Genomic DNA, 24,573 nt, shown 5'->3' with positions numbered 1-24,573 from the left:
GCCCCGCCTTCCCTTAGCATGGCGCGGCGCCCACGGGCTCAGCGGATGTTGATTGTTGAAGGCCCAGGGCAAACCCAAACGGCAGATACAACACAGGAGACACGTACATGTTGTCGACGGACGTAGCGCTGTATTTCGCGCTGGCATGCGGCCTGGCCGCAGTGGCGTATGGCTTTATTCAGCGCAGCTGGATCCTCAGCCAGGACGCGGGCAATGCCCGCATGCAGGAAATCTCCGCAGCCATCCAGCAGGGCGCGGCCGCCTACCTGGCCCGCCAGTACAAGACGATCGGCATCGTCGGCGTGGTGCTCGCGATCGCCATCGCCGTCGCGCTGGACACCACCACCGCCATCGGCTTCGTCATCGGCGCCGTGCTCTCCGGCGCCTGCGGCTTCATCGGCATGAACGTGTCGGTGCGCGCCAACGTCCGCACCGCGCAGGCCGCCACCAAGGGCATCGGCCCCGCGCTGGCCGTCGCCTTCAAGGGCGGTGCGATCACCGGCATGCTGGTCGTCGGCCTGGGCCTGCTGGGCGTCGGCCTGTTCTTCTGGAAGCTTTCCGGCGGCGGCCAGCATGTCGACGCCGCCACGCTGAAGCCGCTGCTGGGCTTTGCCTTCGGCTCCTCGCTGATCTCGATCTTCGCGCGGCTGGGCGGCGGCATCTTCACCAAGGGCGCTGACGTCGGCGCCGACCTGGTCGGCAAGGTCGAGGCCGGCATCCCCGAGGACGACCCGCGCAACCCCGCCGTGATCGCCGACAACGTGGGCGACAACGTCGGCGACTGCGCCGGCATGGCCGCCGACCTGTTCGAGACCTACGCGGTGACGCTGATCGCCACGATGGCCCTGGGCGCGCTGATGATCGGCGGCGCCACGGTCAACGCGGTCGTCTACCCGCTGGTGCTGGGCGGCGTGTCCATCCTCTGCTCGATCATCGGCTGCAGCTTCGTCAAGGCCTCGCCGGGCATGACCAACGTGATGCCGGCGCTGTACAAGGGCCTGGCCGTCTCGGGCGTGCTCTCGCTGATCGCGTTCTACTTCGTCACGATCAAGATGTTCCCCGAGGGCGCCGTGCTCAACAGCGGCGGCACCGTGACCGCCATGCAGCTGTTCGGCAACTGCGTGATCGGCCTGGTGCTGACCGGCGCACTGGTCTGGATCACCGAGTACTACACCGGCACGCAGTACAAGCCGGTGCAGCACATCGCGCAGGCCTCCACCACCGGCCACGGCACCAACATCATCGCCGGCCTGGGTGTCTCCATGCGCTCCACCGCCTGGCCGGTGCTCTTCGTCTGCCTGGCGATCTGGGCCTCGTACACGCTGGGCGGCCTGTTCGGCATCGCCATCGCCGCCACCTCGATGCTGAGCATGGCCGGCATCGTCGTCGCGCTGGACGCCTACGGCCCGATCACCGACAACGCCGGCGGCATCGCCGAGATGTCCGAGCTGCCCGACAGCGTGCGCGCGGTGACCGACCCGCTGGACGCCGTCGGCAACACCACCAAGGCCGTCACCAAGGGCTATGCGATCGGCTCCGCCGGCCTGGCCGCGCTGGTGCTGTTCGCCGACTACACCCACTCGCTGGAGTCGCGCGGCCTGCACATCGACTTCAACCTGAGCGACCCGAAGGTCATCATCGGCCTCTTCATCGGCGGCCTGATCCCGTATCTGTTCGGCGCCATGGCGATGGAGGCCGTCGGCCGCGCGGCGGGCTCGGTGGTCGTGGAAGTGCGGCGCCAGTTCGCCACCATCAAGGGCATCATGGAAGGCACGGCCAAGCCCGAGTACGGCACGGCGGTGGACATGCTGACCAGCGCCGCGATCAAGGAAATGATCATCCCCTCGCTGCTGCCGGTGATCGTGCCGATCCTGGTGGGCCTGATCCTCGGCCCGGCGGCGCTCGGCGGCCTGCTGATGGGCACCATCGTGACGGGCCTGTTCGTCGCCATCTCGATGTGCACCGGCGGCGGCGCCTGGGACAACGCCAAGAAGTACATCGAGGACGACCACCACGGCGGCAAGGGCTCCGAGGCCCACAAGGCCGCGGTCACCGGCGACACCGTCGGCGACCCGTACAAGGACACCGCCGGCCCGGCCGTCAACCCGCTGATCAAGATCATCAACATCGTGGCGCTGCTGATCGTGCCGCTGCTGTCCGGCCCGGCCGCCAGCACGATGAAGCCGACCGAGACGATGGCGGCTACCCCGCCGGCCGTCACCGCGCCGGCCGCCTCGGACGCGATGCCGATGGCTTCGGCACCCGACGCCGCGGCGAGCGCTGCATCGCAGTAACGCGTTAGTTCCGCTGACCTAAAAGACAGCCCGCTTGCGGGCTGTTCCTACGTCCGGGCCCCGCATTCCGGCCTCACAATAGGCCTCCATGAACCCCACGACGACGGCGATCACCCGACATGAGCTCGAAGGCCGTCGCAACGCCCTCGTCGACCTGCGGCGCCAGCTCGCCGGCGAGGAGGCCCGCTTCGCCACGCTGAGGGAGCGGCTGCAGGCCTTCGTGGGCCGCTATGTCACCCAGTTGGGGCCGCTCTACATGGAGCTCGACTCGCTCCAGTCCCAGCTCCACCGCACCACCTCCGAACTGGCCCAGGCGCTGCGCCGCAGCGGCGTCGAGGCCAACATGCCCCGCGCCCCCAAGGCCACCGACATCACCCCGCTGCCGCTGCTGCCCGCCGGCGCCCCGCTGCCGGAAGAACCGCCCGGCGGCGTGATCGAGCTCGGCCCGCCGCCGCTGAAGACCCTGTACCGGCGCGCCGCCAAACGCTTCCACCCCGACCTCGCACCCGGCGAGCGCCAGCGCCGCCAGCGCGAGCAGCAGATGATGGCAGTCAACCAGGCCTATGCCTGCGGGGACCGCGAACTGATCGTCGAGCTGCTGCTGGCCGACGGCGAGGAGCCGCTCAAGGTGCGCGGCGGCGATGCCGATGCGGTGCGCCACTGGCTGGGCCGCAGCGAACATGCGGTGCAGGGCCGGCTGCGCGTCGTGCAGGCCCATGCCGCACTGCTGCAGGCCCACCCAATGCATGCGCTGTGCCTGGCGATCGAACGGGCCGAGGCGAAGGGCCTGGACCCGCTGGACGTGATGGCCAGCCGCCTGCGCACGCAGATCGCCGAACGCCGCCAGCAGCTTTACATCGGCGAGCGGCTGGAACCGGCCTCGGGCCTGTCGCACCGCTTCCTGCATGAGCTGGAGCGCCGCGCCGACGGTTTCCCCATCCACTGACCCCGGGGGCGTCCGAGCCTTCCGCGCCGGGCAGAATAGCCCGCCTATGCAGCCGCCGCTGATCACCCGCCACGACCTTGAGCGCCGCCATGCGGCGCTGGCGGATATGCGCCAGTACCTGGCCGGGCAGGAGCAGAGCTTCGAGCAGCAGCGCGCGCAGGTGCAGGCCTTCGCTGGCCGCTACCTGAGCCGCCTCGGCCCGCTGTACCGCGAACTGGGAACGATCGAGCAGCAGCTGAACGCCACCACCGCGGCCCTGATCGAAATGCTCCGCTCCCATGGCCTGCCGGCCCCGGAGGCGCAGCCGGCGCCCACGCCCAACCAGCAGCTCGCCCACGCGCTGCACCGCGCCAATTTCGAGCCGCTGCCTCCCGCGCCCGCCCTGCCGCCGGTGCCGCTGGGCGCCGACATCGCCCAGTGGGCGCCGCCCTCGCTGAAGGCGCTGTACCGCCGCGCCGCCATGCGCATCCATCCGGACCGCGCCGGCCGCGCCGATGCAGCCGAGCTGGCCCGTCGCGAGCAGCAGATGATGGCGCTCAACGCCGCCCATGCCGCCGGCGAGCGCTGGCGCATCGAGGCGATGCTGCTGGCCGCCGGCGAGGCGCCGGCCGTCGTCACCGGCGGCAACGCCGAGGCGCTGCGCAACTGGCTGGCCCATTGCGAGCACCTGGTGCAGGCGCGGCTGCGCATCGTCAACGAGGCGCTGGCAGGCCTGGCCACGCAGGCGATGCACCGGCTGTGGCGCTCGGTCTCGCAGGCCGAGGCGCGCGGCCAGGACCTGCTGGCCGCCAAGGCCGAGCAGCTGCGGCTGGAGATCGACGAGCGCCGCAAGGAGCTGTACATCGGCCAGCGGCTCAAGCCGGAGTCGACGCTGGCGCGGGCCTTCCTGCACCGGCGCCAGCAGTCCGCGTCGACAACACCTCAGCGCGTCGCAGCGGCCCAGGCCAGCACCTGATCGATCAGCGCATCCGCGGCCCGGCCCGCGGCGCGCACGGCGCCGGGCGCATCGGCGCTGGCCGCCGCTTCGCTCGACTCGAACACCCGCGGCGCCGGGTCGCCGACGCGCCAGACCCGCAGGCGCAGCAGCAGGCGGCTCTCGCCCGGGCCGGAGAAGACCTGCGTGCATTCCTCCAGTTCCAGCCGCAGCTGCACGGGCGCCCCGGTGCCGCCGGAGCCGGCGGAGCGCTGGCGCAGGCGCTCGGCCAGCAGTTGCGCCGGCGGCGCGGCCCAGCGGCTGTCGCGGTAGAACTCGCGGCGGTAGGCATCGCGGTAGTCGAGCCGGTAGGCAAGACCTGGCCCTTCCAGCCAGGGCGGCGCGTCCACGTCGATCAGCTGGATGTTGGCGGCCGGCGCCGTGGCGCTGCGCGGCGCCGGCGGGCCGAGATCGTAGACGGCCGGCTGCGGCGAAGGCGTCGAGCAGGCAGCGAGCACCAGGCCCAGGCAGATGGCGATGAAGTAACGCGTCATGTCAACGCCCTCCCTCGTTGAATCCCGCCTCGCCCGGCCCCGGCCGCGCCGGCGGGCGGCCGAACAGCAGCCCCTGCGGCTGCTCGGCCAGCGAGCCCAGCCGCGCCGCCGCCCGCTGGACCGAATCGGCCGAGTCGGCCAGCCGGTCCACCAGCGGTTGCGCCCGCGGCCGGTCCGGGCCGACGAAGGCCGTCTCCAGGCGCTGCGTCGTGGTCTGCAGCTGCGCGGCGGCGGTGCCCAGGCGGTCCAGGATCTGCGTGCGCTGGCGCAGGTCCTGGGCCAGCAGCGTCGATTCGGCGGCCAGGCCGTCGAAGCGCTGCAGCGTCCTGTCGGCATTGGCCAGCAGCGCATCGGCACGCTGCATCTCGCGGCCGGCCTGCAGCGCCAGCGGCTGCAGCGCGGCCGCGGCCGGGCGCAACTCCTTCGCCAGTTGCGCCACCTGCGCGGACGCCTCGGCCATCTGCCCCAAGGCCCGGCTCAGCTGGCGCTGGTTCTCGTCGCCCAGCACCTGGCTCAGTCGCTGGGTCGCCTCATTGGCATTGGCCAGCAGGCGCGGGCCGCCAGCGGCCAGTTGGTCCAGCAGCGAGGCCTGCAGCTCGATCGGCTGCGATGGGTCGCGGGGCTTGCCGGCCACCGTCGTGTCGTCGATCAGCTCGACGAAGGCCAGGCCGGTGATGCCCTGGTAGCCGAGCCGCGCCTTCATCGTCGAGGTGACCGGGGCATCGCGATCGACATCGAGCGTGATCAGGATCTGGCGCGCATCGGCGGGGTCGAAGCCGATCGACGCGACCTTGCCGACCGGCACGCCGCGCAGCTTGACGCCCGCCTTGACGTTGAGCCCGGACACGCCCGTCCTCGACACCACCGTGTAGCTGACCGTATCGCCCCGCTCGTCCCGGAACCAGGCCAGGATGACGACCAGCGCTGCCGTCAGCAGCACCACGAAGAGCCCGGTGACCAGGGCATGCGAACGGTTTTCCATGATGGGGCAACTCCTCTCTAGCCGCCTGCCGCGCGCAGGCTCTGACGGAACAGGCGCACGCTCTCCTCGTCCCAGCGCGACTGCTGGCCGAGGAAGAAGTCGTGGATGAAGGGGTGATCGACCGTGGCCACCTCGGCCAGCGGCCCGCAGGCGACCAGCCGCCGGTCGGCCAGCGCGGCCACCCGGTCAGCCAGCGCGAACAGAGTGTCCACGTCGTGCGTGACCATCACGACGGTGAGCTTCATCTCGTCGCGCAGGCCTTCGATCAGGCGCACGAACTGCTTGCTGCTGGCCGGGTCGAGGCCGGCGGTGGGCTCGTCCAGGAACAGCAGCGGCGGGTCCAGGATCAGGGCCCGCGCCAGCGCCACGCGCTTGATCATGCCGCCGGACAGCTCGGCCGGCCGCTTGCCCGCATCGCCGGCCTTCAGCCCCACCTGCAGCAGCTTGTGCATCACCAGCTCGCCGATCAGGCCCTGCGGGACGGTGTTCAGCTCGCGCAGCGGCAGCGCGATGTTCTCGAACACGCTCAGCGAGGAGAACAGCGCGCCCTGCTGGAACAGCACGCCCCAGCGGTTGCGCACCTGGGCCAGCGCAGCCGGCTCGCCTTCGGTCAGGTCCTGGCCGAACACCGTCACCCGCCCGGCCACCGCGCGCTCCAGCCCCAGCATCAGGCGCAGCAGCGTGGTCTTGCCGCTGCCCGAGCCGCCGATGATGGCCATCACCTCGCCGGCGCGCACCTGCAGGCTCAGCTGGCGGTGGATGACGGTGCGGCCGAACACGGTCGTCACGCGCTGGACATCGATGATGGCGTCGTCGAACCTGCATTCGTTCATGTCCGCCCCTCGCCCGACGGGTACGTCGGTCGATCCCCCGGGGGGATACGAGCTTGCTTGGGGCGGCCCGGCGCTGCGCTCGTCATGCCAGCCCGACCCCCGAAAACACGATCGCGAAGATCGCGTCGACGATGATGACCCCGGTGATCGAGCTGACCACCGCATCGGTCGTGCCCTTGCCCAGGCTCTCGCTGTTGGGCTTGATGCGCAGGCCGAAGTGGCAGGCCACGAAGGCGATCAGCAGCCCGAAGGCCACCGACTTGCCCAGGCCCAGCCACAGATTGGCCACCGGCACCGCCGCCGGCAGGCCCTGCAGGAACTGCACATAGGCCAGGCCCAGCGTGGCCCGCGCCGCCACCGCGCCGCCGATCAGGACCATCGTGCTGGTCCAGACGACGATCAGCGGCATCGACACCGCCAGCGCCACCAGCTTCGGCAGCACCAGCCGGATCGTGTGCGAGATGCCCATCACCGACAGCGCGTCCAGTTCCTGTGTCACGCGCATCACGCCGAACTGCGCCGTCATCGCCGAGCCGCTGCGCCCGGCCACCAGGATGGCCGCCAGCAGCGGCCCCAGCTCGCGCCAGACCGAGATGCCCAGCAGGTTGATGACGAAGATGTCCGCCCCGTAGGCCTGCAGCTGGCGCGAGCTGAGGTAGGACAGCGTCACGCCGACCAGGAAGCCGACCAGCGCCGTGATGCCCAGCGCCTGCGCACCGGTGCGGTAGATCTGGGCCGAGATGTCGCGCCAGGCGATCAGGGTCGGGCGAGAAGCGATGGTGCGCAGGTCCAGCACCAGCTGGCCCAGCAGTTGCACCGCGCCCAGCCCGTGCGAGGCGGCGCCGCGCAGCAGCTCGGCCGGCGAGGTCGGACGCGTCGGCAGGCGCCGGCCCGCTGCGGGCACCGGCACTTCAAGCTGCTCGAACAGGAACTCATGCTCCGGCAGCCACTGCAGCCGCTCAGGGCGCCGACGGCCCCAGGCCTGCCACAGCAGCAGCGCGCCGGCGCTGTCCAGCCGGGCCAGGCCGCGCAGGTCCCAGCCGTGGCGGGACAGGGCCGCGGCCTCCGCCGCCAGCGCCTCGAAGCGCCCGCCCAGCGGAAGCACGCTCCAGTCGCCCAGCGGGCGGGCCACGGCTGCTTCGGCAACAGGGTCTACGGCGAGCGTGGGCGGCGACATGCCTTCATCCATCGGGGCAGCATAGCGGAGGCTTACCTTTGGTAGCAGTGCTTGTCCTACGAATGGGCGCGCCGCATGCCGACCCCGACCCCTGCCGTCGACTCTTAGAGTTATTCCCAACCGGCGAGCTATTTCCGGTTCTCAACCAAGGAGTAAGACCCATGATGAACAAGCACCTGTCTACCGCCGCCGCGGCCGTCGCCCTCGTCAGCGCCATCGGCCTGGCCTATGCGCAGACCAGCGACCAGCCGGCCGACACCTCGACCACGGCCACCGCCCAGCAGAGCGACGCGACCGACGCCGTGAACCGCGGCACGACAGCAACGCCCGACTGGCGCAGCCCCGACAACATGAGCGCCCAGCAGGCAACCGACGCCAATGCCACCCCGGGCGACAACACCCAGGCGACGACCGCTCCGGCCGACACGAGCAACTCGACGGCCACCGACAACGGCATGAGCAGCACCGCCCAGCAGGACAACAGCGCCACCACCTCGACCGACACGACGGCGACCGCCCCGAGCGCACCCGCCACCGAGCCGAGCCCCATGACCACCGAGCGCGCCCCGCGGGCCGACCGGAACTGAGCGCCGCCACTGCAAGCCTTGAGAGAAAGCCGGTGAACGGGTACTGCCACGATCAATAAAGAGAAATGAGCATGCCTCCCGTTCTTCACCGCGCGCAGGAGTGGGTCCACCAACACCGCGGCCAGGTCGAGCGCCTGTTGCAGATCGTGCTGCTGGGCGCCGCCGCCATCGTGCTGGTGGTCCCACTCAGGCCGGGCGCCCGCCCGGTCATCCCCCTCTTCTTCCATGCCCGGCCCGCCGTCGCGGCCGTGCATCACCCGGACGCTGCGCCGCATCAGCAGGCGCGCGCGCCCGTCGTGCCGCCGCCGCTGCAGCGCGAGCTGGACATGAAGGGCGAGCCGGCATCGCGTGATGCCCGCCGCCTGGCCGGCTGGGTCGTCGACACGGCCGACAACGGCCGGCTCAACTTCGCCATCCTCGACAAGAGGAACGCCAAGGTGTTCGTGTTCGAGCCGGGTGGACGGCTGATCGGCGCCTCGCCGGTGCTGCTGGGCTATGCCGCCGGCGACGACACCGTGGCCGGCATCGGCACCCGCCCCATCGCCGACGTGAAGCCCTGGGAACGCACGACGCCCGCCGGCCGCTTCCGCGCCGAACCGGGGCGCAATGCGCTGCCCGAGGACGTGCTCTGGGTGGACTACGCCGCCGCCGTCTCCATGCACCGCGTGCGCCTGAGCAACCCCGCCGAGCACCGCGCCGAGCGGCTCAAGTCCCGCAACGCCCAGGCCCGCCGCATCAGCTACGGCTGCATCAACATGCCGCCCGAGTTCTTCGAGCAGGTGCTGTGGCCCAACTTCAAGCGCCAGGGCGGCATCGTCTACGTGCTGCCCGAGAAGAAGCGGCTGGAACAGGTATTCCCGGCGCTGGCGACAACGCCGGCGGGCACGTCGATTGCCCGCCAGGGCACGATGGCAAGTCCGTCGATGTAACGAGTTATTCCGGCGTGATTTGGGTCACGCTGCAAGCCGCCGATTAAGGAGCGGCTAAGCGCGTTCCTGCGCCCTTCCCGTACATTCCTGCCTCGACAAGCATCCGTGGTCTCGGATGCATCGTGCTGGAGCGGCGGACTTGAAGTACTGGGTAGGCGCTTTCCTCGCGCTGGCGACATCGGTCGCCATGGCGGCAACATCTTCTCATCCCATCGATTTCTCCGGCCAGCCGGTCACCCCGGATGCGCGGCGCATGGCCGAGCAGGCCTTCGCCAGCGGGGACACTGCCGGCAAGCCCTTCGCCGTCGTCGACAAGAAGCAGGCGCGGATCTACGTGTTCGAGGCTGACGGCAGGATGGTCGGCTCGGCCTCCTCGCTGCTGGGCCTGGCGCGGGGCGACGCGTCGGCGCCGGGCGTGGGCACCAAGGTCAGCACAGGTATTCCGTTAGCCGAGCGGACCACGCCGGCCGGCCGCTTCGATTCCGAGCCCGGCCACAACATCAAGGGCGAGGCGATCGTCTGGGTGGACTACGGCGCCGCCGTGGCCATCCACCGCCTGCGCCCCGCGCCGGCCGAGCAGCGCCGCCCCGAGCGCCTGGCCTCGGCCAACCCGGACGACAAGCGCATTTCTCTGGGCTGCATCGTGGTGGCGCCCGCCTTCTACGACGGCGTCATCGCCCCCACGCTGGGCCGCCAGCGCGGCGTGGTCTACGTGCTGCCCGAGACCGAGGCCGGCATGGCCGGTGCCGGGCGCAATCAGACGGTGGCCGCGCAGAGCCTCTGAAGACTCGCTCCTGCTCATTCCTCCGGAACGAAGATCCAGAGGAGGATGTAGAGCAGGACGCCCGAGCCGGCGCACAGCACCAGCAGCGTGAACAGCAGGCGCCAGATCCACGACGCCATGCCGGTGACGCGGGCGATGCCGCCGCAGACGCCGCCGAGCCAGCGGTCGTCGCGGCTGCGGCGCAGCGAGTTCATGCCGTCCATCGCCGGGGAACTGCTGCCGTTGCTACCGCTGCTGCCGCTCGCATAGGTGAAGTTCGGGGCCGTGCCGCCGGAGAGCACCCGCTCCTTGGCCCGCGCGTACTCCTCGTCGGTCAGCGCGCCGCGGGCATGCAGGTCGGCCAGCTTGTGGAGTTCGTCGGCTTGGGACATGGTCTTCTTCCTTCCTTTTGTCGATCGTTGATGCGATGAACGCAGCATAAGCGTCGGGCAATCGCCGGGCCAGTGCGCTGCGACAGGCGGCCCTGGCGCCGGTACAGGACGCCGCAGGCGCCGACATGCCGTACGCTCGCCGCCCATGGATTCATTGATCGAGGCCGCGGGCCGCGCACTGGCCCTGGGCGACCCGCTGCGCGCGCTCAAGCACGTGGCGCTGCGCGAGGACCCGCCGGCGCTGGCGCTGCGCGGCATCGCGATGGCGCAGCTGGGCGAGCACCGGCGCGCCCGCGAGTTGCTGCGCGCGGCGGCCCGCCGCTTCGGCGCCCATGAGCCACGGGCGCGGGCGCGCTGCATCGTGGCCGAGGCCGAGATCGCCCTGGCGCTGCGCGAGCTGGACAGCTCGCCGCGCGCACTCGAGACCGCGGCGCAGACGCTCGAAGCCCACGGCGACCCCGCCAACGCACGCCAGGCACGGCTGCTCGCCGCTCGGCGCCTGCTGCTGATCGGGCGCCTGGCCGAAGCGCGCGCCGCCCTGCGCGGACTGGACCGCCTGCCGCCGCCACTGGCCACGGTGGCCGCGCTGTGCGAGGCCGAGCTGGCCCTGCGCTCGCTGGACACCGGCGCTGCCCGCGCGGCGCTGGAACGCGCGCGCGCCTCGGCCCGCCAGGCCGGCGTGCCCGCCCTGATCGCCGAGGTGGACGACACCGCCGGCGCCCTGCAGCGGCCCGCCGCACGCGATGCCGACGGCGCGCCGCTGCGGCTGGAGGAAGTGCAGGCCTTGCTCGTCGGGGACGCGCTGGTCGTCGATGCCTGCCGCCGGGGCATCGCCGCCGGCAAGACCTGGCTCCCCCTCACGCGGCGCCCGCTGCTGTTCGCACTGGCCCGCGAGCTGGCCGCGGCCTGGCCGGAAGACGCCGCGCGCGAGCAACTGATCGAGCGGGTGTTCCGCCTGCGCGAGCCGGACGACACGCACCGCGCGCGGCTGCGCGTGGAGATCGGCCGGCTGCGTGCGCTGCTCAAGGGGATCGCCAGCGTCGAGGCCACTCCGCGCGGCTTCGCGCTGCGCTGCGAGCGCCCCGTGCTGCGGCTCGAGCCACCCATCGCCGGCGAGGACAACGCGAGCCTGCTGGCCCTGCTGGCCGACGGGGCGCCCTGGTCCACCTCGGCGCTGGCGCTGGCGCTCGATGCCAGCCAGCGCACGGTGCAGCGCGCGCTGGCCGACCTGCAACAGGCCGGGCGCGTGCGCGCGATCGGCCGCGCCCGCGCGCAGCGCTGGCTCGCCGCCCCGCTGGCGCCTTTCACGACGATCTTGTTACTCCCCGCTGCGCTGCCGACTGACTAGAGTCCATCCCATCGAAACCAGCGATGGGAGTCAGTCGATGAAGAACGTTAGCGAAAGCAGGCCCGCCGAGATCGTGCGCGAGTACGGGCCATTCCCCGGCGGCGAGAAGGTCAACGGCGTCACCCACGACGGCGAGCGCGTCTGGTTCTCGGCCGGCGAGCGGCTGATCGCCTTCGACCCGAACAGCGGCGCCGCCACCCGCAGCCTGGCCTGCGCCGGCCACGCCGGCACCGCCTTCGACGGCCGCCACCTGTGGCAGATCGCCGAGGCCCGCATCGACAAGATCGATCCCGACAACGGCAAGGTGCTCGCCACCATCCCCGCGCCCGGCAAGGGCGGCGACTCCGGCCTGGCCTGGGCCGAAGGCAGCCTGTGGGTCGGCGAATACCGGGCCCGCAGGATCCACCAGATCGACCCGGCCGACGGCCGCGTGATCCGCACGATCGAGACCAACCGCTTCGTCACCGGCGTCACCTGGGTGGACGGCCAGCTCTGGCACGGCACCTGGGAAGGCGACGAGAGCGAGATCCGCCGCATCGACCCGAAGAACGGCGCGGTGCTCGAGCAGCTGCAGATGCCCGCCGGCACCGGCGTCAGCGGCCTGGAATCCGATGGCGCCGACCTCCTCTACGCCGGCGGCGGCAGCAGCGGCAAGGTCCGCGCCGTCCGTCGCCCCAGGGCTTGAGACCCCTCGCCCAGTCTCGCCGTGCTGAACGCGGGCGAGCCTGGTCGGTCCCCCGAGGGGACGCCTCGGCTTGCGGCATCGAGCCGCAAGCCGAGCCACGCGGGCCGGCTTGGGGCGGCCCGGCGCTCGGCCCGAAATACCCCAGTTCCTCTACCTTGCGAAAGGACTTCATGATGAATGCCCCGATGCTTCTCCAACATCCCGTCGCCTCGCGCGACGCCTGGCTCGCCCAGCGCCTGCAGCTGCTGGCCCGCGAGAAGGAACTGACCCGCCTGCAGGACCAGGTCGCCCGCGAGCGCCGCGCCCTGCCCTGGGTGCGCTTCGACGACGCCGCCTATGTCTTCCACACGCCGCAGGGCCCGCGCGCCTTGAGCGAGCTGTTCGACGGCCGCAGCCAGTTGCTGGTGCAGCACTTCATGCTCGGCCCGGGCTGGGAGGAAGGCTGCAAGAGCTGCTCCTTCATGGCCGACCATGTGGATGCGATGAGGCCGCACCTGGCGCAGCGCGACGTGAGCTTCATCGCGATCTCGCGCGCGCCGCTGGCCGAGATCGAGCGCTTCCGCCAGCGCATGGGCTGGAAGTTCCGCTGGGCCTCCTCCGCCGGCGGCACCTTCAACTTCGACTTCGGCGTCAGCTTCACGCCGCAGGACATGGGCAGCGGCGAGGTGGACTACAACTACCGCAAGCAGCCCTTCCCCCATGAGGAAGCGCCCGGCGTCAGCGCCTTCTGGCGCGACCCGGCCAGCGGCGAGGTCTACCACTGCTACTCGACCTACGGCCGCGGCGTCGAGGTGATGATGGGCACCTATCCGATGCTGGACCTGGCGCCCAAGGGCCGCGACGAGGAGAGCCTGCCCTACACGATGTCCTGGGTGCGGCATCACGACAGGTACGAGGCGGCGACGGGCGCCTCGGCCTGCGGCTGCGGAGCCTGAGCCATGCGTGTCGCGCGGGGTCAGGTCTTGCGCGACGCGGTCCAGCTGGCGGCGGGCCATGGCTGCGCGATGGCCGCCATCACGGCCGCCGCCCTGCTCGGGCTGGAGCGTGAATGGCTGCTGCTCGGCGCTGCGGTGATGCAGCGCCAGTGCCGCGGGCCGCTGCCCACCGTGTCCTTCGCCCTGACCGCCCTGCATGGCATGGCCACGCTGCCGGCGCCGGAGTTGTCGGCGGCGCTCTGCACGGGCAGCGGCAAGGGCCTCTTCAGCGCCTCGCTGGCCTTGCATGCAGCGGCGATGCCGCTGGCCGCCGGCCTGCTCGCGGGCGTGGCGCGTCGCGTCGTCGTCAGCCGAGCGCCGCGCCGGCCTTCTTCACTTCCAGCATGAACTGCTCGAAACCCTGGGCCGGCACGACTTCGCCTTCGCTGCGGTCCTGAACTTCCGCCAGGCGCTCGCAGAGCTGCTCGGCGGAACTGGCCAGATCGCCCAGGTGGATGCCCTCGGTCATCGTCACATGGGCGCTCTCGAAGCTGCCGGCGCCGGCCAGCAGGATCATCCGCGTCGGCGCTTCGTCCTGGACCAGCGCCAGCAGGCCCGGGCTCACGCGCTCCGGCGTCAGCAGCGCCAGCGCCGCTGCGGGCAGCAGGTTCTCGGTCATCTGCGTGGCCGCCGTCGGCGCCAGGCAGTTGACGCGGATGTTGCGCTTGGCGCCTTCCAGCGCCAGCGTCTGCATCAGGCCCACCAGCGCCATCTTGGCCGCGCCGTAGTTGGACTGGCCGAAGTTGCCGTACAGGCCCGAGGAGGAGGTCGTCATCACGATGCGGCCGTACTGCTGCTCCTGCATCTGCGCCCAGACGGCCTTGGTGCAGTGGACGGCGCCCATCACGTGGACGTCCATCACCAGGCGGAAGTCCTCCATCGTCATCTTGGCGAAGCTCCTGTCGCGCAGGATGCCGGCGTTGTTGACGAGGATGTCGATGCGGCCCCAGGCGGCGACCACCTGCGCGGCCATCGCCTGCATCTGCGCGAAGTCGGTCACGTCGCCGGCGATCGCCAGCGCCTCGCCGCCTGCCGCCTGAATCTCACCGGCCACCTTCGCCGCCGCATCGGCGTTCAACTCGTTGACGACGACGCGCGCGCCATGGCGCGCCAGCTCCAGCGCGTGGGTACGGCCGAGGCCGCCGCCGGCGCCGGTCACGATGGCCACGCGGGCATTCAGGGGCTTGTTGTTCTGGCTGTTGTTGTCGTGTTGCATGCTGCTGATTGTCATCGTCATTTTTCCTGGTCGGCCAGGGCTTCACTTGCTGACTACCGAAAGAAGCGTCTCTCCCGTGGCAACGAGCACCTCCTTCCCGGCGGCTCGGCCATACAGCTCGCAGGACGTGAAGATCTGCGACTTGCCCGGCTTGACGACCCTCGCCTTTGCGATGAAGCGATCACCGACGGCAGGGCGAAGACAGTTGACCGAGAAGTGCGAGGCCAGCAGCTTGCTTCCTGCCACCGTGGCTGCCGCGTAGCCGCACGCCGTATCGATCAATGCGCCGACGACGCCGGCATGCATGAACCCGACATACTGGCCGACCTCCTCCCGCCAGGGCATCTCGATCACGACGCTCCCGACGTCCGCTTGCGCCACCTCGATCCCGCACCAGCGATTGAACGCGGCAAGCTCATTGAGCGACCTCAGCATTTCCAGCGACGGGACATCCGGGTTCATGGAGGTGTACTTCGTCTCGATGGGAAGTCGGGACGGTAGAGCATGTCGGTCGGCGGGCTGGTCGCGACGGAGACACTGGACGCAAGGGGAGTTCGTCTGCGTTCGGCCGGCCGTCGGGTTTCCGTCGGCATGACGGGCTGGCTGCCATCTTCACCAGGTCATGGCCCATTCAACCGACACATGCGGCTTCAAGTGAAGCACACAGAACTTCAAGCGCTCGTCGCTGAACCTGACCCGAAGCAATTCACGGCCTGGTGAGCATTCAAGCTCCCACGCGCAGACCATAACGGATTGGAACTTCGTTCGGCTCACCTCTCCCTGCCACCATTGAACCGAGAACTCGGCTTCATCGGGTGCGACGGTAGCTACCACCAAATCGCTGCCGCGCTGCGTGCGAAACCGAGCGCCGCAATACCAGCCATCCGGATGCACCCACTCGGGCTCGACCTCGAAAAACGCCACATAGTCGAGCAATTCGGGACGGTCTGCCATAGCATCCAACAAGCATTGGGCAAGACCCCGGATCCTACAGGCTTGTGTCGTCGAACTCCCCATCCGCCAGCGCCAGTGCCGCCTCAATCCTTGCAGTGAACAGGCTCCCCGACAGCGGCCACTGCGCCAGCTGTTGCTCGCTGAGTTCCTGCCTGGCCGTGGTGACCATCAACTGGTCACCATCGGGCCCACCGAGTGCCGGGCAGCTGGAATGCGGGCCGGCCAGGTGCAGCGTGCGCATGACCTGACCCTCGGGGCTGTACTGCACGACGGCGCCGGCGCCCCATTGCGCGTTCCACAGGCAGCCGTTGCGGTCGATCACCGCGCCGTCGGGCCAGCCGTGTGGGGTCGTCACGTCGACGAAGGTGCGGACGTTCGAGAGCGTGGCCGTGTCAGGGTCGTAGTCGGCCTGCTGGATCCGTCGGTCCAGCGTGTCGGCGAAGTACATCGTGCGACCGTCGGGGCTGAAGCAGATGCTGTTGGCGATGGCCACATGCGGCAGGTTCAGGCGCCGCAGGCCGTGGCGGGCCGAGAACTGGTAGAGGCTGGCGATGGCGCGTTTCTCGGCCACGTCGTGGATGGTGCCGAAGACATAGTTGCCGAAGCGGTCGCTGCGGCCGTCGTTGCTGCGGTTGCCGTCCAGATCGGTCTCGAACTCGGCCAGCGTGGCGAGGATGTCCACATGGCCGTCGTGGACGCGGGCCAGCACGACGCGCTTGGCCAGGCCGAGGATCAGCCGGCCCGAGCGGGTGTGGACGAAGGAGCCGAGACGGTCGGGCAGCGGGTAGCTCAGCGGCACGGCCGTCTCGCCGTCCCAGCAATGCAGGCGCGATCGCTGGATGTCGGTCCACCACCAATGGCCCTGGTGCCAGACGATGCCTTCGCCCAGCGTAGAGTTCATCGACAGGGCGAGGGTCAGGTCTTGCATATGGCTCATGTCTTGGTCCTCCAGGCCGCGACGAAACCGCGGGCGCGTTCGCCTACGGCGACAGCGTCGAAGCCGGTTTGGTACAGGGCGCCGCCGAGGCCGAAGCCGGCCGCACCGGCGGAGCGGTAGGCGGCCATCGAGGCCGGCGTGACGCCGCCCACGGGCAGCAGGCGCAGATCCGGCGGCAGCACCGCGCGCATCGCCTTGAGGACGGTCGGCGTGATCAGCTCGGCCGGGAACAGCTTCAGCGCATCGGCGCCGGCCGCCAGCGCGGCGAAGGCCTCGGTGACGGTGGCGACGCCGGGAACGCAGGCCATGCCCTCGTCCTTGGTGGCGCGGATGACGGCGACGTCGGCATGCGGCATGACGATCAGCCGTCCGCCCGCTGCCTTCACATCCCGCACCGACTTCTCGGACAGCACGGTGCCGGCCCCGACCATCACGCCGGCCGGCACGCTGCGCGCCAGCCTCTCGATCGACACGAGCGGATCGGGCGAATTCAGCGGCACCTCGATCAGGCGGAAGCCGGCCTCGACCAGCGCGGCGCCGACCGGCACCACCTCGTCCGGCCGGATGCCGCGCAGGATCGCCACCAGCGGCAGGGCCTCGAAAGCCGCATCGAAATCGTCCCTCACGCCAGCTCCAGTTCCCGCGCCAGCCGCCACAGGCCCGCCGGCGCGGTGTTGTCCAGTTGCTTGACCTCATGCACGCCGAAGTGCTTCAGCGCCTCGACATAGCGGCGGCACAGCGCCGGCTCGCCGACCAGCGCCAGTGGCTGCACCGGCAGCAGCGTGGCGACGCCGACCGTCAGCTCGTGGCCGATCAGCAGGCCCGACAGATAGTCCGCCGACGCGCTCGCCGCCAGCCGGGCGGTCAGCCCCAGCGCGCGCACGCCGAAGAGCTGGTGCAGCAGGCCCTCGCCGGCGCCCTGGTCGCGGGCCGTATCCACGCCTTGGCGGAAGGCCTCCCAGTCGGGCTCGGCCGGCGTCTCGTCATCGGGCATCAGCTTCGCCAGCACCGAGTGCCGCCGCAGCAGCGCGAACAGCTCCCCGGTCATCTGCGTCGAGAAGCCCAGCACCCGGCCACCGCGCAGCCGCACCCACTTGCTGTGCGTGCCGGGCAGGATCAACGTGGCATCGGCCAGCTCCGGATGCAGGGCCAGCGCGCCGAAGACCTGCGTCTCCTCGCCACGCATCACGTCGGGCGTGCCCTCGTGCGGATCGTCCAGCAGGCCGGGCACGATGCGCAGGCCCTCGGGGCCCGGCTCTCGCATGCGCGCGGCCAGCGCGGCGGCATCGGCCGGGCACGGCGCATAGGGCGCCTCGCGCCAGCCGTGCTGCGCGCCGACCATGCCGCAGGCCAGCAGCGGCAGCTCGGGCCGGGCGCGCTGCCAGTCGCCGCTGAACTGCTCCAGCGCCTGGCGCCAGGCCGCCTCGCCGGACAGCATCGAGGCGCCCAGCGGCGCCTGCCGCGCACGCAAGACCTGGCCCCCGTCGCCGATCAGCCAGGTGCGCAGGCCGGTGCTGCCCCAGTCGAGGCCGATCAGCGTGGCCTCGCGCAGCTCCTTGCTGCTGGTCGTCGTCGAATTCACCATCGTGCCGTCCCGGTCCATGACTGCGTCGAGATTGGACGTTAGCACCGGTCAGTGACGGCGCTCGAAGGCGCGTTGGAGCAGGCAGAACAGGAACAGCAGCGCGCCGATGACGATGCGGGTCCACCAGGAGCTGAGCGAGCCGTCGAAGGCGATCAGCGTCTGGATCGACCCCAGGATCAGCACGCCGAACAGCGTGCCGAACACATAGCCGGTGCCGCCCGACAGCAGCGTGCCGCCGATCACGACCGCGGCGATCGCGTCCAGCTCCGCGCCCACCGCGTGCAGCGCATAGCCGCTGAGCATGTAGAAGGTGAAGACCACGCCGGCCAGCGCCGAGCAGAAGCCGCTGAGCGTGTAGACCAGCACCGTCGTGCGCTTGACCGGCAGGCCCATCAGCAGCGCCGAGGCCTCGCTGCCGCCGATCGCGTAGACGGTGCGGCCGAACTCGGTGGCGTGGGCCAGCCAGATGCCGACGGCGAGCATCAGCAGCGCGACCAGCGCGCCGACGCTGATCGAGGCGCCTTCGAAGAGCTGGAAGCGGGTCTCCGAGATCCCCACATAGCCCGTCTCGGTGATCGTGATCGAGTCCACGCTGATCAGGTAGCACAGGCCGCGCGCCAGGAACATGCCGGCCAGCGTGACGATGAAGGGCTGCAGCCGGAAGCGCTGGATCAGCCAGCCCTGCGCCGCGCCGAACACCGTGCCCACGGCCAGCACCAGCGGGATCGCCTGCCAGGCGCTCCAGTGCCGGTGCTCGGCCAGCGCCGAGGACATCATCGTCGTCAGCGCGATCACCGAGCCGACCGAGAGATCGATGCCGCCTGAGAGGATCACGAAGGTCATGCCGACGCCGACGATCAGCAGGAAGCCGTTGTCGATCAGCAGGTTCAGGAAGACCTGGGGCGAGAAGAAGCCGCGGTACATGACGGCACCGAAGACCTCGATCAGCAGGAAGACGGCGATCGTGCCGGCCAGCGGCAGGAAGCGGGAATCGGGAAGCTTCATGGAGCGGGGGAAGCGGTACGGACAGCCAGGCGGAACACGGTCGAGCGGAATTCCGCCGACTGCAGCAGCATCACGACGAAGACCACCGCCGCCTTGACGACCAGGTTGATCTCCGGCGGCACGCCGATCGAGTAGATGGTGGAGGTCAGCGTCTGGATGATCAGCGCGCCGATCACGCTGCCGGCCAGGCTGAAGCGGCCGCCGGTCAGCAGCGTGCCGCCCAGCGTGACGGCGAGGATCGCATCCAGCTCCATCAGCACGCCGGCGTTGTTGGCATCCGCGCTCTTGACGTTGGAGCTGATGACCAGCCCCGCCACGCCCGCGGCCAGGCCGCAGAAGGCGTAGACGCAGATCGTGATCGCGCGCTCGGGCAGGCCGGCCATGCGCGAGGCGGCCGGGTTGATGCCGATGCTCTGGATGAACAGGCCTAGAGCGGTGCGCGTCATCAGGAGGTGCAGCACCAGCCACACGGCGGCGGCGATGTAGACGGCGAAGGGCAGGCCGACGAGATAGCCGTTGCCGACGAAGAAGAAGGGCTCGTAGTAGACGGTGACGATCTGGCCGTCGCTCATCAGCTGGGCGATGCCGCGGCCGGCCACCATCAGGATCAGCGTGGCGATGATCGGCTGCATGCCGACCCGGGCCACGAGGAAGCCGTTCCACAGGCCGCACAGCGTGGCCGCCGCGAGTGCCGCCAGGATCGCCAGCCACATCGGGTTGTGCGCCACGCGGACCGACACGCCGTTCTTGATCACCAGGTCGCCGCCGATCATCGAGGCGGCGACGATGGCGGCGATCGCGATCGTTGCGCCGACCGAGATGTCGATGCCGCGGGTGGCGATCACCAGCGTCATGCCCAGGGCCACCAGGGCCAGCGGGGCGGCGCGGTTGAGGATGTCGATGATGCTGCCGTAGAGGTGCCCGTCGCGCCACTCGATGCGCCAGAAGCCGGGGTTGAAGGTGGCGTCGACGGCGAGGATCAGCAGCAGCGTGACGAGGGGCCAGAAGAGGCGGTGTTTCAACATCAGTTTTGCCCGGATGCGATGAGGTGATAGACCGCCTGCTCCGAGCTGTTGCCGGGCAGCTCGCCGACCTTGGCGCGGTCGCGCAGCACGACGATGCGGTCGGACACGCGCACTACCTCGTCCATCTCCGAGGAGATGAACAGCACGGCCAGGCCGCTGCGGGCCAGGGCGAGGATCTCGTTCATGATCTCCTGCTTGGCGGCGACGTCGATGCCACGCGTGGGCTCGTCAAGGATCAGCAGCTTCGGCTCGGTGGCGAGCCAGCGGGCCAGCACGACCTTCTGCTGGTTGCCGCCGGAGAGCAGCGCGATCGGGGTCTCGATGTCAGCCGTCTTGATGCCCAGCGATTTCACGAAGCGCTCGGCCATCTCCTTCTGGCGGCTGCGCGGGATGTACTTCCAGATGCCCAGCCGCGCCTGCAGCGCCAGCGCGATGTTCTCGCGCACCGACAGCTCGGCCACGATGCCGTCGTGCTTGCGCTCCTCGGGGCACATGGCCAGGCCCTGGCGGATCGCCTGGGCGGGCTTGTCGAACTTGACCCGCTGGCCGTCGACCTGCAGCTCTCCGCTGTCGCAGCGGTCCAGGCCGAACAGCAGCCGCGCGAGCTCGGTGCGGCCCGAGCCGAGCAGGCCGCCGACACCGACCACCTCGCCGCGGTGCAGCGCGATGTCGACCGGCTGCAGCATGCCGCGGCGGCCGAAGCCCTGGGCCGCTAACTGCGGAACCCCACTGACATCGATCGGCGCCTCGCTGCGACCGGCGGCGGCGCTCAGCTCGCGGCCGACCATGGCGGTGATCAGCGCGTTCGGCGGCAGCTCGTCCTTCAGCCATTCGCCGACGAACTCGCCGTTGCGCAGCACGGTGATGCGATCCGAGATCGCATACATCTGCTCGAAGAAGTGGGTGACGAAGAGGATGGCCATGCCCTCGCCGCGCAGGCGCCGCAGCACGGCGAAGAAGCGCTCGACCTCCTGCTCGTCCAGGCTCGACGTGGGCTCGTCAAGGATCAGCACCTTGGCCTGCACCGACAGCGCGCGGGCGATGGCCACCATCTGCTGCACGGCGACCGGATAGCTGGAGAGCAGCTTCGTAACGTCGACGTCGAGATTGAGCCGCGCCAGCAACTCGCGCGCCTCGCGCTGCATGCGCGACCAGTCGATGCGGCGCAGCAGGCCCTTGCGCGGATAGCGGCCCGCGAAGATGTTCTCCGCCACCGACAGGTTCGGGCAGAGGTTCACCTCCTGGTAGACGGTGGAGATGCCCAGCTTCTGCGCGGCGGCGGGGGAAGCCGGACGGATCAGTTCGCCGGCCAGGCGTACCTCGCCTGCATCGGGCGGGAAAACGCCGGTCAACACGCGGATCAGGGTGGACTTGCCGGCGCCGTTCTGGCCCATCAACGCATGGATCTCGCCGGGGCGCAGGCGGAAGTCCACGTTGGAGAGGGCGAGGACGCCGGTGAAGCGGCGAGTCACCCCGCGCGCTTCAAGTACGACGCTTGAATTCAAGGTTGAGTCTCGAGAACAGAAATAGCGCGTACGACAAACCGTTCGGCCTGAGCTTGTCGAAGGCTTCGACAGGCTCAGCCCGAACGGTGTTCGTCCCGAACGGCGTGTTCAGTACTTCCGGTTCGGGAATTCCTTCGCCGCCACTTCCATCGGGAACACGCCTTCCTGCGTCACGATGCGCTTGGGCAGCGTCTTGCCCGCCTTCAGATCCTTCACAGCCTGCATCAGCTGCGGGCCCAGCAGCGGCGAGCACTCGACGCTGACGTTCAGCTTGCCGGCGATCATCGCCTCGAACGCGCCCTTGACGCCGTCGATCGAGATGATCGTGATGTCCTTGGCGGGCTTCATGCCGGCTTCCTCGATCGCCTGGATCGCGCCGATGGCCATGTCGTCGTTGTGCGCGTAGAGCACGTTGATCTTCTTGCCCTCGGCCTTCAGGAAGGCTTCCATCACCTCCTTGCCCTTGGCGCGGGTGAAGTCGCCGGTCTGCGAGCGGATGATCTTGTACTTCGGGTCCTTGGAGATGACCTCCTCGAAGCCCTTCTTGCGCTCGATGGCCGGGGCCGAGCCGGTCGTGCCCTGCAGCTCGACGATGTTGACCGTGCCCTTGGCGTCCTTCATCTTCTCGACCAGCCAGCGGCCGGCGCGGCGGCCTTCTTCCGTGAAGTCGGAGCCCATGAAGCTGACCCACAGGCTGTCGTCCTTCTCGTCGACCGAGCGGTCCGAGAGGATCACCGGGATCTTGGCGGCCTTGGCCTCGCGCAGCACCGGGCCCCAGCCCGAGGCGACGACCGGCGAGAAGGCGATCACGTCCACCTTCTGGGCGATGAAGGCGCGGATGGCCTTGATCTGGTTTTCCTGCTTCTGCTGGGCGTCGGCGAACTTCAGGTCGATGCCGGCTTCCTTGGCCGAGTCCTTGACGGACTGGGTGTTGGCGGCGCGCCATTCGCTCTCGGCGCCGACCTGGGCGAAGCCCAGGACGATCTTGTCGGCCGCGAAGGCCTTGTGCAGCGGCAAGCCGGCTGCCACGAGAGCAGCAAGGACGGTGCGGCGTTGGGTACTCATGATGGAACTGTCTCCTGTGTCGGGTTGATGGTGGGCAATGCAACAACAACTGCAAACAACGGTGGATCCGTTCAGGTGGTCCTGAATCTGTGCACGGTGGTGCTCTTGTAGGTCTCGCCGGGCCGCAGCACGGTGGACGGGTATTCGGGGTGGTTGGGCGAATCGGGGTAGTGCTGGGTCTCGAGGCAGACGCCGTCGCCCTGCCGGTAGGCCTGGCCGCCGGAGCCGCGCAGCGAACCGTCGAGGAAATTGCCGGAATAGAACTGCACGGCGGGCTCGGTGGTCAGCACGTCCATCGTGCGGCCGGATGCCGGGTCGCGCAGCGTGGCGCAGGGCATGGGCCGCTGGGCATCGGCCGCATCGAGGATGAAGCAGTGGTCGTAGCCATGCGCGGCCAGCAACTGCGCATCACCCTCGCAGATGCGCGCGCCGATGCGCTGCGGGCCGCGGAAGTCGAAGGGCGTGCCCGGCACGGCGGCGATGCCGTTGGGGATCAGGCCCGGGCCGGTCGTGAGGAAGCGACTGCAGGCCAGCGTCAGCTCATGGTCCAGCGCGCTGCCGCTGCCGCGCAGGTTGAAGTAGTTGTGGTGGGTCAGGTTGATCGGCGTGGGCGCGTCGGCGCGAGCCTCGTAGTCGATGACGAAGGCCTGCTCGGCCGTCAGCGCGTAGCGCACCTTGACCTCGAGCCGGCCGGGGAAGTGCTCGTCGCCGTCCTCGCTGACCAGGCTCAGCCGCAGCTCCGTGTCGTTGGCCGCGTCCACGGTCCACAGCCGCCGGCTGAAGCCGCGCGGGCCGCCGTGCAGCGAGTTGGGGCCGTCGTTCTGCGCCAGCAGGTAGGGCTCGCCGTCGAGCGTGAAGCGGCCGTTGGCAATGCGGTTCGCGTAGCGGCCGACCAGGGCGCCGAAGTACGGATCGTTGCGCGCCACGTAGTCGTCCAGCGTGGCGAAGCCGAGGATCACGTTGGCGCCCTGCCCCTTCGCGTCGGGCACGTTCAGCTCGGTGATGATGCCGCCGTACTCGATCGCGCGCAGCGTCAGGCCGCGGCCGTTGTCCAGCGTGTATTCGTGGACCGGGCGGCCGTCGGGCAGCGTGCCATACAGGCGCCTGTTCATGTCCAGCCGGCGTCCACGATGAAGTCCTGCGCCGTGCACATCCGGCTGTCGTCCGCCGCCAGGAACAGCGCCATGCAGGCGATGTCCTGCGGCTGCAGCGCCGTCGGGATGCACTGCATGCGTGCCAGCTCGTCCTTGGTTGCCTCGGTGACCCACAGGCGCACCTGCTTCTCGGTCATCACCCAGCCGGGCACCAGCGTGTTGACGCGGATGCCATAGGGGCCCAGGTCGCGCGCGAGGCCGCGCGTCAGTCCCTGCACCGCGGCCTTGGACGTCGTGTAGGTCGGCATGCCGCCCTGCTTGGCGCGCCAGCTGACCGAGCCGAAGTTGATGATCGAGCCGGTGCGGGCGGCGCGCATGTCGGCGGCCACGTTCTTCGCCGCGAAGAACTGGTGCTTGATGTTGACGGCGATGCCGGCGTCCCAGCTCTCGCTGGTGACGGTGTCCATGTCGTGCCGCTTGTCGTTGGCGGCGTTGTTCAGCAGCGCGGCGATCGGGCCGATCTGGGCACGCAGCGCGTCGATGGCCGCATCGAGCGCGGCGATGTCGGTGATGTCGGCGGCCTGGAAGCGCGGCGCGAAATGAGCGTCTGCGCCGAGGCGCTCGGCCAGTTCGCGGCCGGCCTCGGCGGCGATGTCGATGAAGCCCACGCGCGCGCCTTGCGCGACGAAGGCTTCGACCAGCGAGGCACCGATGCCGGTTGCACCACCAGTGATCAGCACGGACCGGTCCCGCAGGGACGGGTAGCTTGCAAGTGAATTCATCTGAGCGAGGGATACGTCAATATGGTCA

27 protein-coding genes are annotated in these 24,573 nt (G+C 70.0%); 10 read left to right on the top strand and 17 right to left on the bottom strand.

From position 1 onward, the window contains the following. Window positions 1-107: 107 nt before the first annotated feature. The 3 genes from B0W88_RS00260 to B0W88_RS00250 all read left to right on the top strand — a co-directional run bounded on the left by B0W88_RS00260 (window position 108) and on the right by B0W88_RS00250 (window position 4,195). Window positions 108-2,294 carry a sodium-translocating pyrophosphatase gene (locus B0W88_RS00260; protein ID WP_077032630.1) on the top strand — a complete coding sequence of 729 codons (2,187 nt, stop codon included), beginning with the start codon at window positions 108-110 and terminating at the stop codon, window positions 2,292-2,294. A gap of 88 nt (window positions 2,295-2,382) precedes the next feature. After that, window positions 2,383-3,240, top strand: coding sequence for a J domain-containing protein (locus B0W88_RS34340; RefSeq protein ID WP_077032629.1), 858 nt, complete (start codon window positions 2,383-2,385; stop codon window positions 3,238-3,240). 46 nt (window positions 3,241-3,286) lie between these two features. After that, window positions 3,287-4,195 carry a hypothetical protein gene (locus B0W88_RS00250; RefSeq protein WP_077032628.1) on the top strand — a complete coding sequence of 303 codons (909 nt, stop codon included), beginning with the start codon at window positions 3,287-3,289 and terminating at the stop codon, window positions 4,193-4,195. On the opposite strand, the gene B0W88_RS33405 is transcribed toward B0W88_RS00250, so the two are convergent. From B0W88_RS33405 to B0W88_RS00230, 4 genes are all read right to left on the bottom strand, one after another. Next, the gene (locus B0W88_RS33405) at window positions 4,162-4,707 is read right to left on the bottom strand and encodes an ABC-type transport auxiliary lipoprotein family protein (RefSeq protein WP_077032627.1); all 546 of its coding nucleotides are present in this window, start codon (window positions 4,705-4,707) and stop codon (window positions 4,162-4,164) included. The genes B0W88_RS00250 and B0W88_RS33405 overlap by 34 nt on opposite strands. A 1-nt stretch (window position 4,708) precedes the next feature. Continuing rightward, entirely contained in the window at window positions 4,709-5,689 is a 981-nt protein-coding gene (locus tag B0W88_RS00240; protein WP_077032626.1) for an MlaD family protein, read from the bottom strand. A 17-nt stretch (window positions 5,690-5,706) separates the two neighbouring features. After that, complete coding sequence (locus B0W88_RS00235; protein ID WP_077032625.1) at window positions 5,707-6,522, bottom strand: ABC transporter ATP-binding protein; 816 nt, start codon at window positions 6,520-6,522, stop codon at window positions 5,707-5,709. Window positions 6,523-6,604: 82 nt separating this feature from the next. After that, entirely contained in the window at window positions 6,605-7,711 is a 1,107-nt protein-coding gene (locus tag B0W88_RS00230) for an ABC transporter permease (RefSeq protein ID WP_198937731.1), read from the bottom strand. 149 nt (window positions 7,712-7,860) lie between these two features. Here B0W88_RS00230 and B0W88_RS00225 point away from each other — a divergent pair, with 149 nt between their 5' ends. From B0W88_RS00225 to B0W88_RS00215, 3 genes are all read left to right on the top strand, one after another. Next, the gene (locus B0W88_RS00225) at window positions 7,861-8,286 is read left to right on the top strand and encodes a hypothetical protein (RefSeq protein WP_077032623.1); all 426 of its coding nucleotides are present in this window, start codon (window positions 7,861-7,863) and stop codon (window positions 8,284-8,286) included. 65 nt (window positions 8,287-8,351) lie between these two features. Beyond that, entirely contained in the window at window positions 8,352-9,215 is an 864-nt protein-coding gene (locus B0W88_RS00220) for a hypothetical protein (protein WP_144006516.1), read from the top strand. Window positions 9,216-9,354: 139 nt separating this feature from the next. Further along, complete coding sequence (locus tag B0W88_RS00215; protein ID WP_233151575.1) at window positions 9,355-9,999, top strand: L,D-transpeptidase; 645 nt, start codon at window positions 9,355-9,357, stop codon at window positions 9,997-9,999. A gap of 14 nt (window positions 10,000-10,013) precedes the next feature. Here B0W88_RS00215 and B0W88_RS00210 read toward each other — a convergent pair whose 3' ends face one another. Continuing rightward, complete coding sequence (locus B0W88_RS00210) at window positions 10,014-10,370, bottom strand: PspC domain-containing protein (RefSeq protein WP_077032621.1); 357 nt, start codon at window positions 10,368-10,370, stop codon at window positions 10,014-10,016. 145 nt (window positions 10,371-10,515) lie between these two features. On the opposite strand from B0W88_RS00210, the gene B0W88_RS00205 reads away from it, so the two are divergent. From B0W88_RS00205 to B0W88_RS00190, 4 genes are all read left to right on the top strand, one after another. Continuing rightward, entirely contained in the window at window positions 10,516-11,718 is a 1,203-nt protein-coding gene (locus B0W88_RS00205; protein WP_077032620.1) for a helix-turn-helix domain-containing protein, read from the top strand. Between the two features lie 37 nt (window positions 11,719-11,755). Next, window positions 11,756-12,403, top strand: a complete 648-nt coding sequence (locus tag B0W88_RS00200; RefSeq protein ID WP_077032619.1) for a PQQ-binding-like beta-propeller repeat protein — start codon at window positions 11,756-11,758, stop codon at window positions 12,401-12,403. Window positions 12,404-12,588: 185 nt separating this feature from the next. After that, window positions 12,589-13,338, top strand: a complete 750-nt coding sequence (locus B0W88_RS00195) for a thioredoxin family protein (RefSeq protein ID WP_233151574.1) — start codon at window positions 12,589-12,591, stop codon at window positions 13,336-13,338. Between the two features lie 3 nt (window positions 13,339-13,341). Next, window positions 13,342-13,725, top strand: a complete 384-nt coding sequence (locus B0W88_RS00190; protein ID WP_144006514.1) for a hypothetical protein — start codon at window positions 13,342-13,344, stop codon at window positions 13,723-13,725. Here B0W88_RS00190 and B0W88_RS00185 read toward each other — a convergent pair. The 12 genes from B0W88_RS00185 to B0W88_RS00130 form a co-directional block, all read right to left on the bottom strand. Next, window positions 13,685-14,608: an SDR family NAD(P)-dependent oxidoreductase gene (locus B0W88_RS00185; RefSeq protein ID WP_233151573.1), complete on the bottom strand. Its 924-nt coding sequence runs from the start codon at window positions 14,606-14,608 to the stop codon at window positions 13,685-13,687. The genes B0W88_RS00190 and B0W88_RS00185 overlap by 41 nt on opposite strands. Window positions 14,609-14,635: 27 nt before the next feature. Further along, complete coding sequence (locus tag B0W88_RS00180; protein WP_077032617.1) at window positions 14,636-15,055, bottom strand: PaaI family thioesterase; 420 nt, start codon at window positions 15,053-15,055, stop codon at window positions 14,636-14,638. Between the two features lie 150 nt (window positions 15,056-15,205). Continuing rightward, window positions 15,206-15,547 carry a hypothetical protein gene (locus B0W88_RS00175; RefSeq protein WP_077032616.1) on the bottom strand — a complete coding sequence of 114 codons (342 nt, stop codon included), beginning with the start codon at window positions 15,545-15,547 and terminating at the stop codon, window positions 15,206-15,208. A gap of 34 nt (window positions 15,548-15,581) precedes the next feature. Next, window positions 15,582-16,484 carry an SMP-30/gluconolactonase/LRE family protein gene (locus B0W88_RS00170; RefSeq protein ID WP_077032615.1) on the bottom strand — a complete coding sequence of 301 codons (903 nt, stop codon included), beginning with the start codon at window positions 16,482-16,484 and terminating at the stop codon, window positions 15,582-15,584. Then, complete coding sequence (locus B0W88_RS00165) at window positions 16,481-17,110, bottom strand: 2-dehydro-3-deoxy-6-phosphogalactonate aldolase (RefSeq protein ID WP_077032614.1); 630 nt, start codon at window positions 17,108-17,110, stop codon at window positions 16,481-16,483. The genes B0W88_RS00170 and B0W88_RS00165 overlap by 4 nt, the downstream gene beginning before the upstream one ends. Further along, the gene (locus B0W88_RS00160; RefSeq protein WP_083748456.1) at window positions 17,107-18,087 is read right to left on the bottom strand and encodes a 2-dehydro-3-deoxygalactonokinase; all 981 of its coding nucleotides are present in this window, start codon (window positions 18,085-18,087) and stop codon (window positions 17,107-17,109) included. The genes B0W88_RS00165 and B0W88_RS00160 overlap by 4 nt, the downstream gene beginning before the upstream one ends. Window positions 18,088-18,117: 30 nt before the next feature. Next, window positions 18,118-19,074 carry a galactofuranose ABC transporter, permease protein YjfF gene (yjfF, locus tag B0W88_RS00155; protein WP_077032613.1) on the bottom strand — a complete coding sequence of 319 codons (957 nt, stop codon included), beginning with the start codon at window positions 19,072-19,074 and terminating at the stop codon, window positions 18,118-18,120. Further along, window positions 19,071-20,099: an ABC transporter permease gene (locus B0W88_RS00150; RefSeq protein WP_077032612.1), complete on the bottom strand. Its 1,029-nt coding sequence runs from the start codon at window positions 20,097-20,099 to the stop codon at window positions 19,071-19,073. The genes yjfF and B0W88_RS00150 overlap by 4 nt, the downstream gene beginning before the upstream one ends. Then, complete coding sequence (locus tag B0W88_RS00145; RefSeq protein ID WP_233151572.1) at window positions 20,099-21,571, bottom strand: sugar ABC transporter ATP-binding protein; 1,473 nt, start codon at window positions 21,569-21,571, stop codon at window positions 20,099-20,101. The genes B0W88_RS00150 and B0W88_RS00145 overlap by 1 nt, the downstream gene beginning before the upstream one ends. A 141-nt stretch (window positions 21,572-21,712) precedes the next feature. Then, the gene (locus tag B0W88_RS00140) at window positions 21,713-22,669 is read right to left on the bottom strand and encodes an ABC transporter substrate-binding protein (RefSeq protein WP_077032610.1); all 957 of its coding nucleotides are present in this window, start codon (window positions 22,667-22,669) and stop codon (window positions 21,713-21,715) included. Between the two features lie 71 nt (window positions 22,670-22,740). Continuing rightward, window positions 22,741-23,781, bottom strand: coding sequence for an aldose epimerase family protein (locus B0W88_RS00135; RefSeq protein WP_077032609.1), 1,041 nt, complete (start codon window positions 23,779-23,781; stop codon window positions 22,741-22,743). Continuing rightward, window positions 23,778-24,545 (bottom strand): SDR family NAD(P)-dependent oxidoreductase, encoded by a 768-nt coding sequence (locus tag B0W88_RS00130; protein WP_077032608.1) that lies wholly within the window; start codon window positions 24,543-24,545, stop codon window positions 23,778-23,780. The genes B0W88_RS00135 and B0W88_RS00130 overlap by 4 nt, the downstream gene beginning before the upstream one ends. Window positions 24,546-24,573 lie beyond the last annotated feature (28 nt).

This window comes from Pelomonas sp. KK5 (assembly GCF_001984095.1).
Taxonomy (GTDB): Bacteria; Pseudomonadota; Gammaproteobacteria; order Burkholderiales; family Burkholderiaceae_C; genus KK5.
Note: the sequence above shows the minus strand (reverse complement) of the source record. Positions and strands in the feature narration are given on the sequence as shown.

What these genes read in the sequence shown, in the direction of transcription:
- B0W88_RS00235 (WP_077032625.1), bottom strand. Translation starts at nt 6,522, where the DNA reads ATGAACGAATGCAGGTTCGACGACGCCATCATCGATGTCCAGCGCGTG.
- B0W88_RS00210 (WP_077032621.1), bottom strand. Translation starts at nt 10,370, where the DNA reads ATGTCCCAAGCCGACGAACTCCACAAGCTGGCCGACCTGCATGCCCGC.
- B0W88_RS00195 (WP_233151574.1), top strand. Translation starts at nt 12,589, where the DNA reads ATGCTTCTCCAACATCCCGTCGCCTCGCGCGACGCCTGGCTCGCCCAG.
- B0W88_RS33405 (WP_077032627.1), bottom strand. Translation starts at nt 4,707, where the DNA reads ATGACGCGTTACTTCATCGCCATCTGCCTGGGCCTGGTGCTCGCTGCC.
- yjfF (WP_077032613.1), bottom strand. Translation starts at nt 19,074, where the DNA reads ATGAAGCTTCCCGATTCCCGCTTCCTGCCGCTGGCCGGCACGATCGCC.
- B0W88_RS34340 (WP_077032629.1), top strand. Translation starts at nt 2,383, where the DNA reads ATGAACCCCACGACGACGGCGATCACCCGACATGAGCTCGAAGGCCGT.
- B0W88_RS00175 (WP_077032616.1), bottom strand. Translation starts at nt 15,547, where the DNA reads ATGGCAGACCGTCCCGAATTGCTCGACTATGTGGCGTTTTTCGAGGTC.
- B0W88_RS00240 (WP_077032626.1), bottom strand. Translation starts at nt 5,689, where the DNA reads ATGGAAAACCGTTCGCATGCCCTGGTCACCGGGCTCTTCGTGGTGCTG.
- B0W88_RS00250 (WP_077032628.1), top strand. Translation starts at nt 3,287, where the DNA reads ATGCAGCCGCCGCTGATCACCCGCCACGACCTTGAGCGCCGCCATGCG.
- B0W88_RS00160 (WP_083748456.1), bottom strand. Translation starts at nt 18,087, where the DNA reads ATGGACCGGGACGGCACGATGGTGAATTCGACGACGACCAGCAGCAAG.
- B0W88_RS00190 (WP_144006514.1), top strand. Translation starts at nt 13,342, where the DNA reads ATGCGTGTCGCGCGGGGTCAGGTCTTGCGCGACGCGGTCCAGCTGGCG.
- B0W88_RS00150 (WP_077032612.1), bottom strand. Translation starts at nt 20,099, where the DNA reads ATGTTGAAACACCGCCTCTTCTGGCCCCTCGTCACGCTGCTGCTGATC.
- B0W88_RS00140 (WP_077032610.1), bottom strand. Translation starts at nt 22,669, where the DNA reads ATGAGTACCCAACGCCGCACCGTCCTTGCTGCTCTCGTGGCAGCCGGC.
- B0W88_RS00230 (WP_198937731.1), bottom strand. Translation starts at nt 7,711, where the DNA reads ATGGATGAAGGCATGTCGCCGCCCACGCTCGCCGTAGACCCTGTTGCC.
- B0W88_RS00135 (WP_077032609.1), bottom strand. Translation starts at nt 23,781, where the DNA reads ATGAACAGGCGCCTGTATGGCACGCTGCCCGACGGCCGCCCGGTCCAC.
- B0W88_RS00225 (WP_077032623.1), top strand. Translation starts at nt 7,861, where the DNA reads ATGATGAACAAGCACCTGTCTACCGCCGCCGCGGCCGTCGCCCTCGTC.
- B0W88_RS00170 (WP_077032615.1), bottom strand. Translation starts at nt 16,484, where the DNA reads ATGAGCCATATGCAAGACCTGACCCTCGCCCTGTCGATGAACTCTACG.
- B0W88_RS00205 (WP_077032620.1), top strand. Translation starts at nt 10,516, where the DNA reads ATGGATTCATTGATCGAGGCCGCGGGCCGCGCACTGGCCCTGGGCGAC.
- B0W88_RS00220 (WP_144006516.1), top strand. Translation starts at nt 8,352, where the DNA reads ATGAGCATGCCTCCCGTTCTTCACCGCGCGCAGGAGTGGGTCCACCAA.
- B0W88_RS00130 (WP_077032608.1), bottom strand. Translation starts at nt 24,545, where the DNA reads ATGAATTCACTTGCAAGCTACCCGTCCCTGCGGGACCGGTCCGTGCTG.
- B0W88_RS00260 (WP_077032630.1), top strand. Translation starts at nt 108, where the DNA reads ATGTTGTCGACGGACGTAGCGCTGTATTTCGCGCTGGCATGCGGCCTG.
- B0W88_RS00185 (WP_233151573.1), bottom strand. Translation starts at nt 14,608, where the DNA reads ATGACAATCAGCAGCATGCAACACGACAACAACAGCCAGAACAACAAG.
- B0W88_RS00180 (WP_077032617.1), bottom strand. Translation starts at nt 15,055, where the DNA reads ATGAACCCGGATGTCCCGTCGCTGGAAATGCTGAGGTCGCTCAATGAG.
- B0W88_RS00200 (WP_077032619.1), top strand. Translation starts at nt 11,756, where the DNA reads ATGAAGAACGTTAGCGAAAGCAGGCCCGCCGAGATCGTGCGCGAGTAC.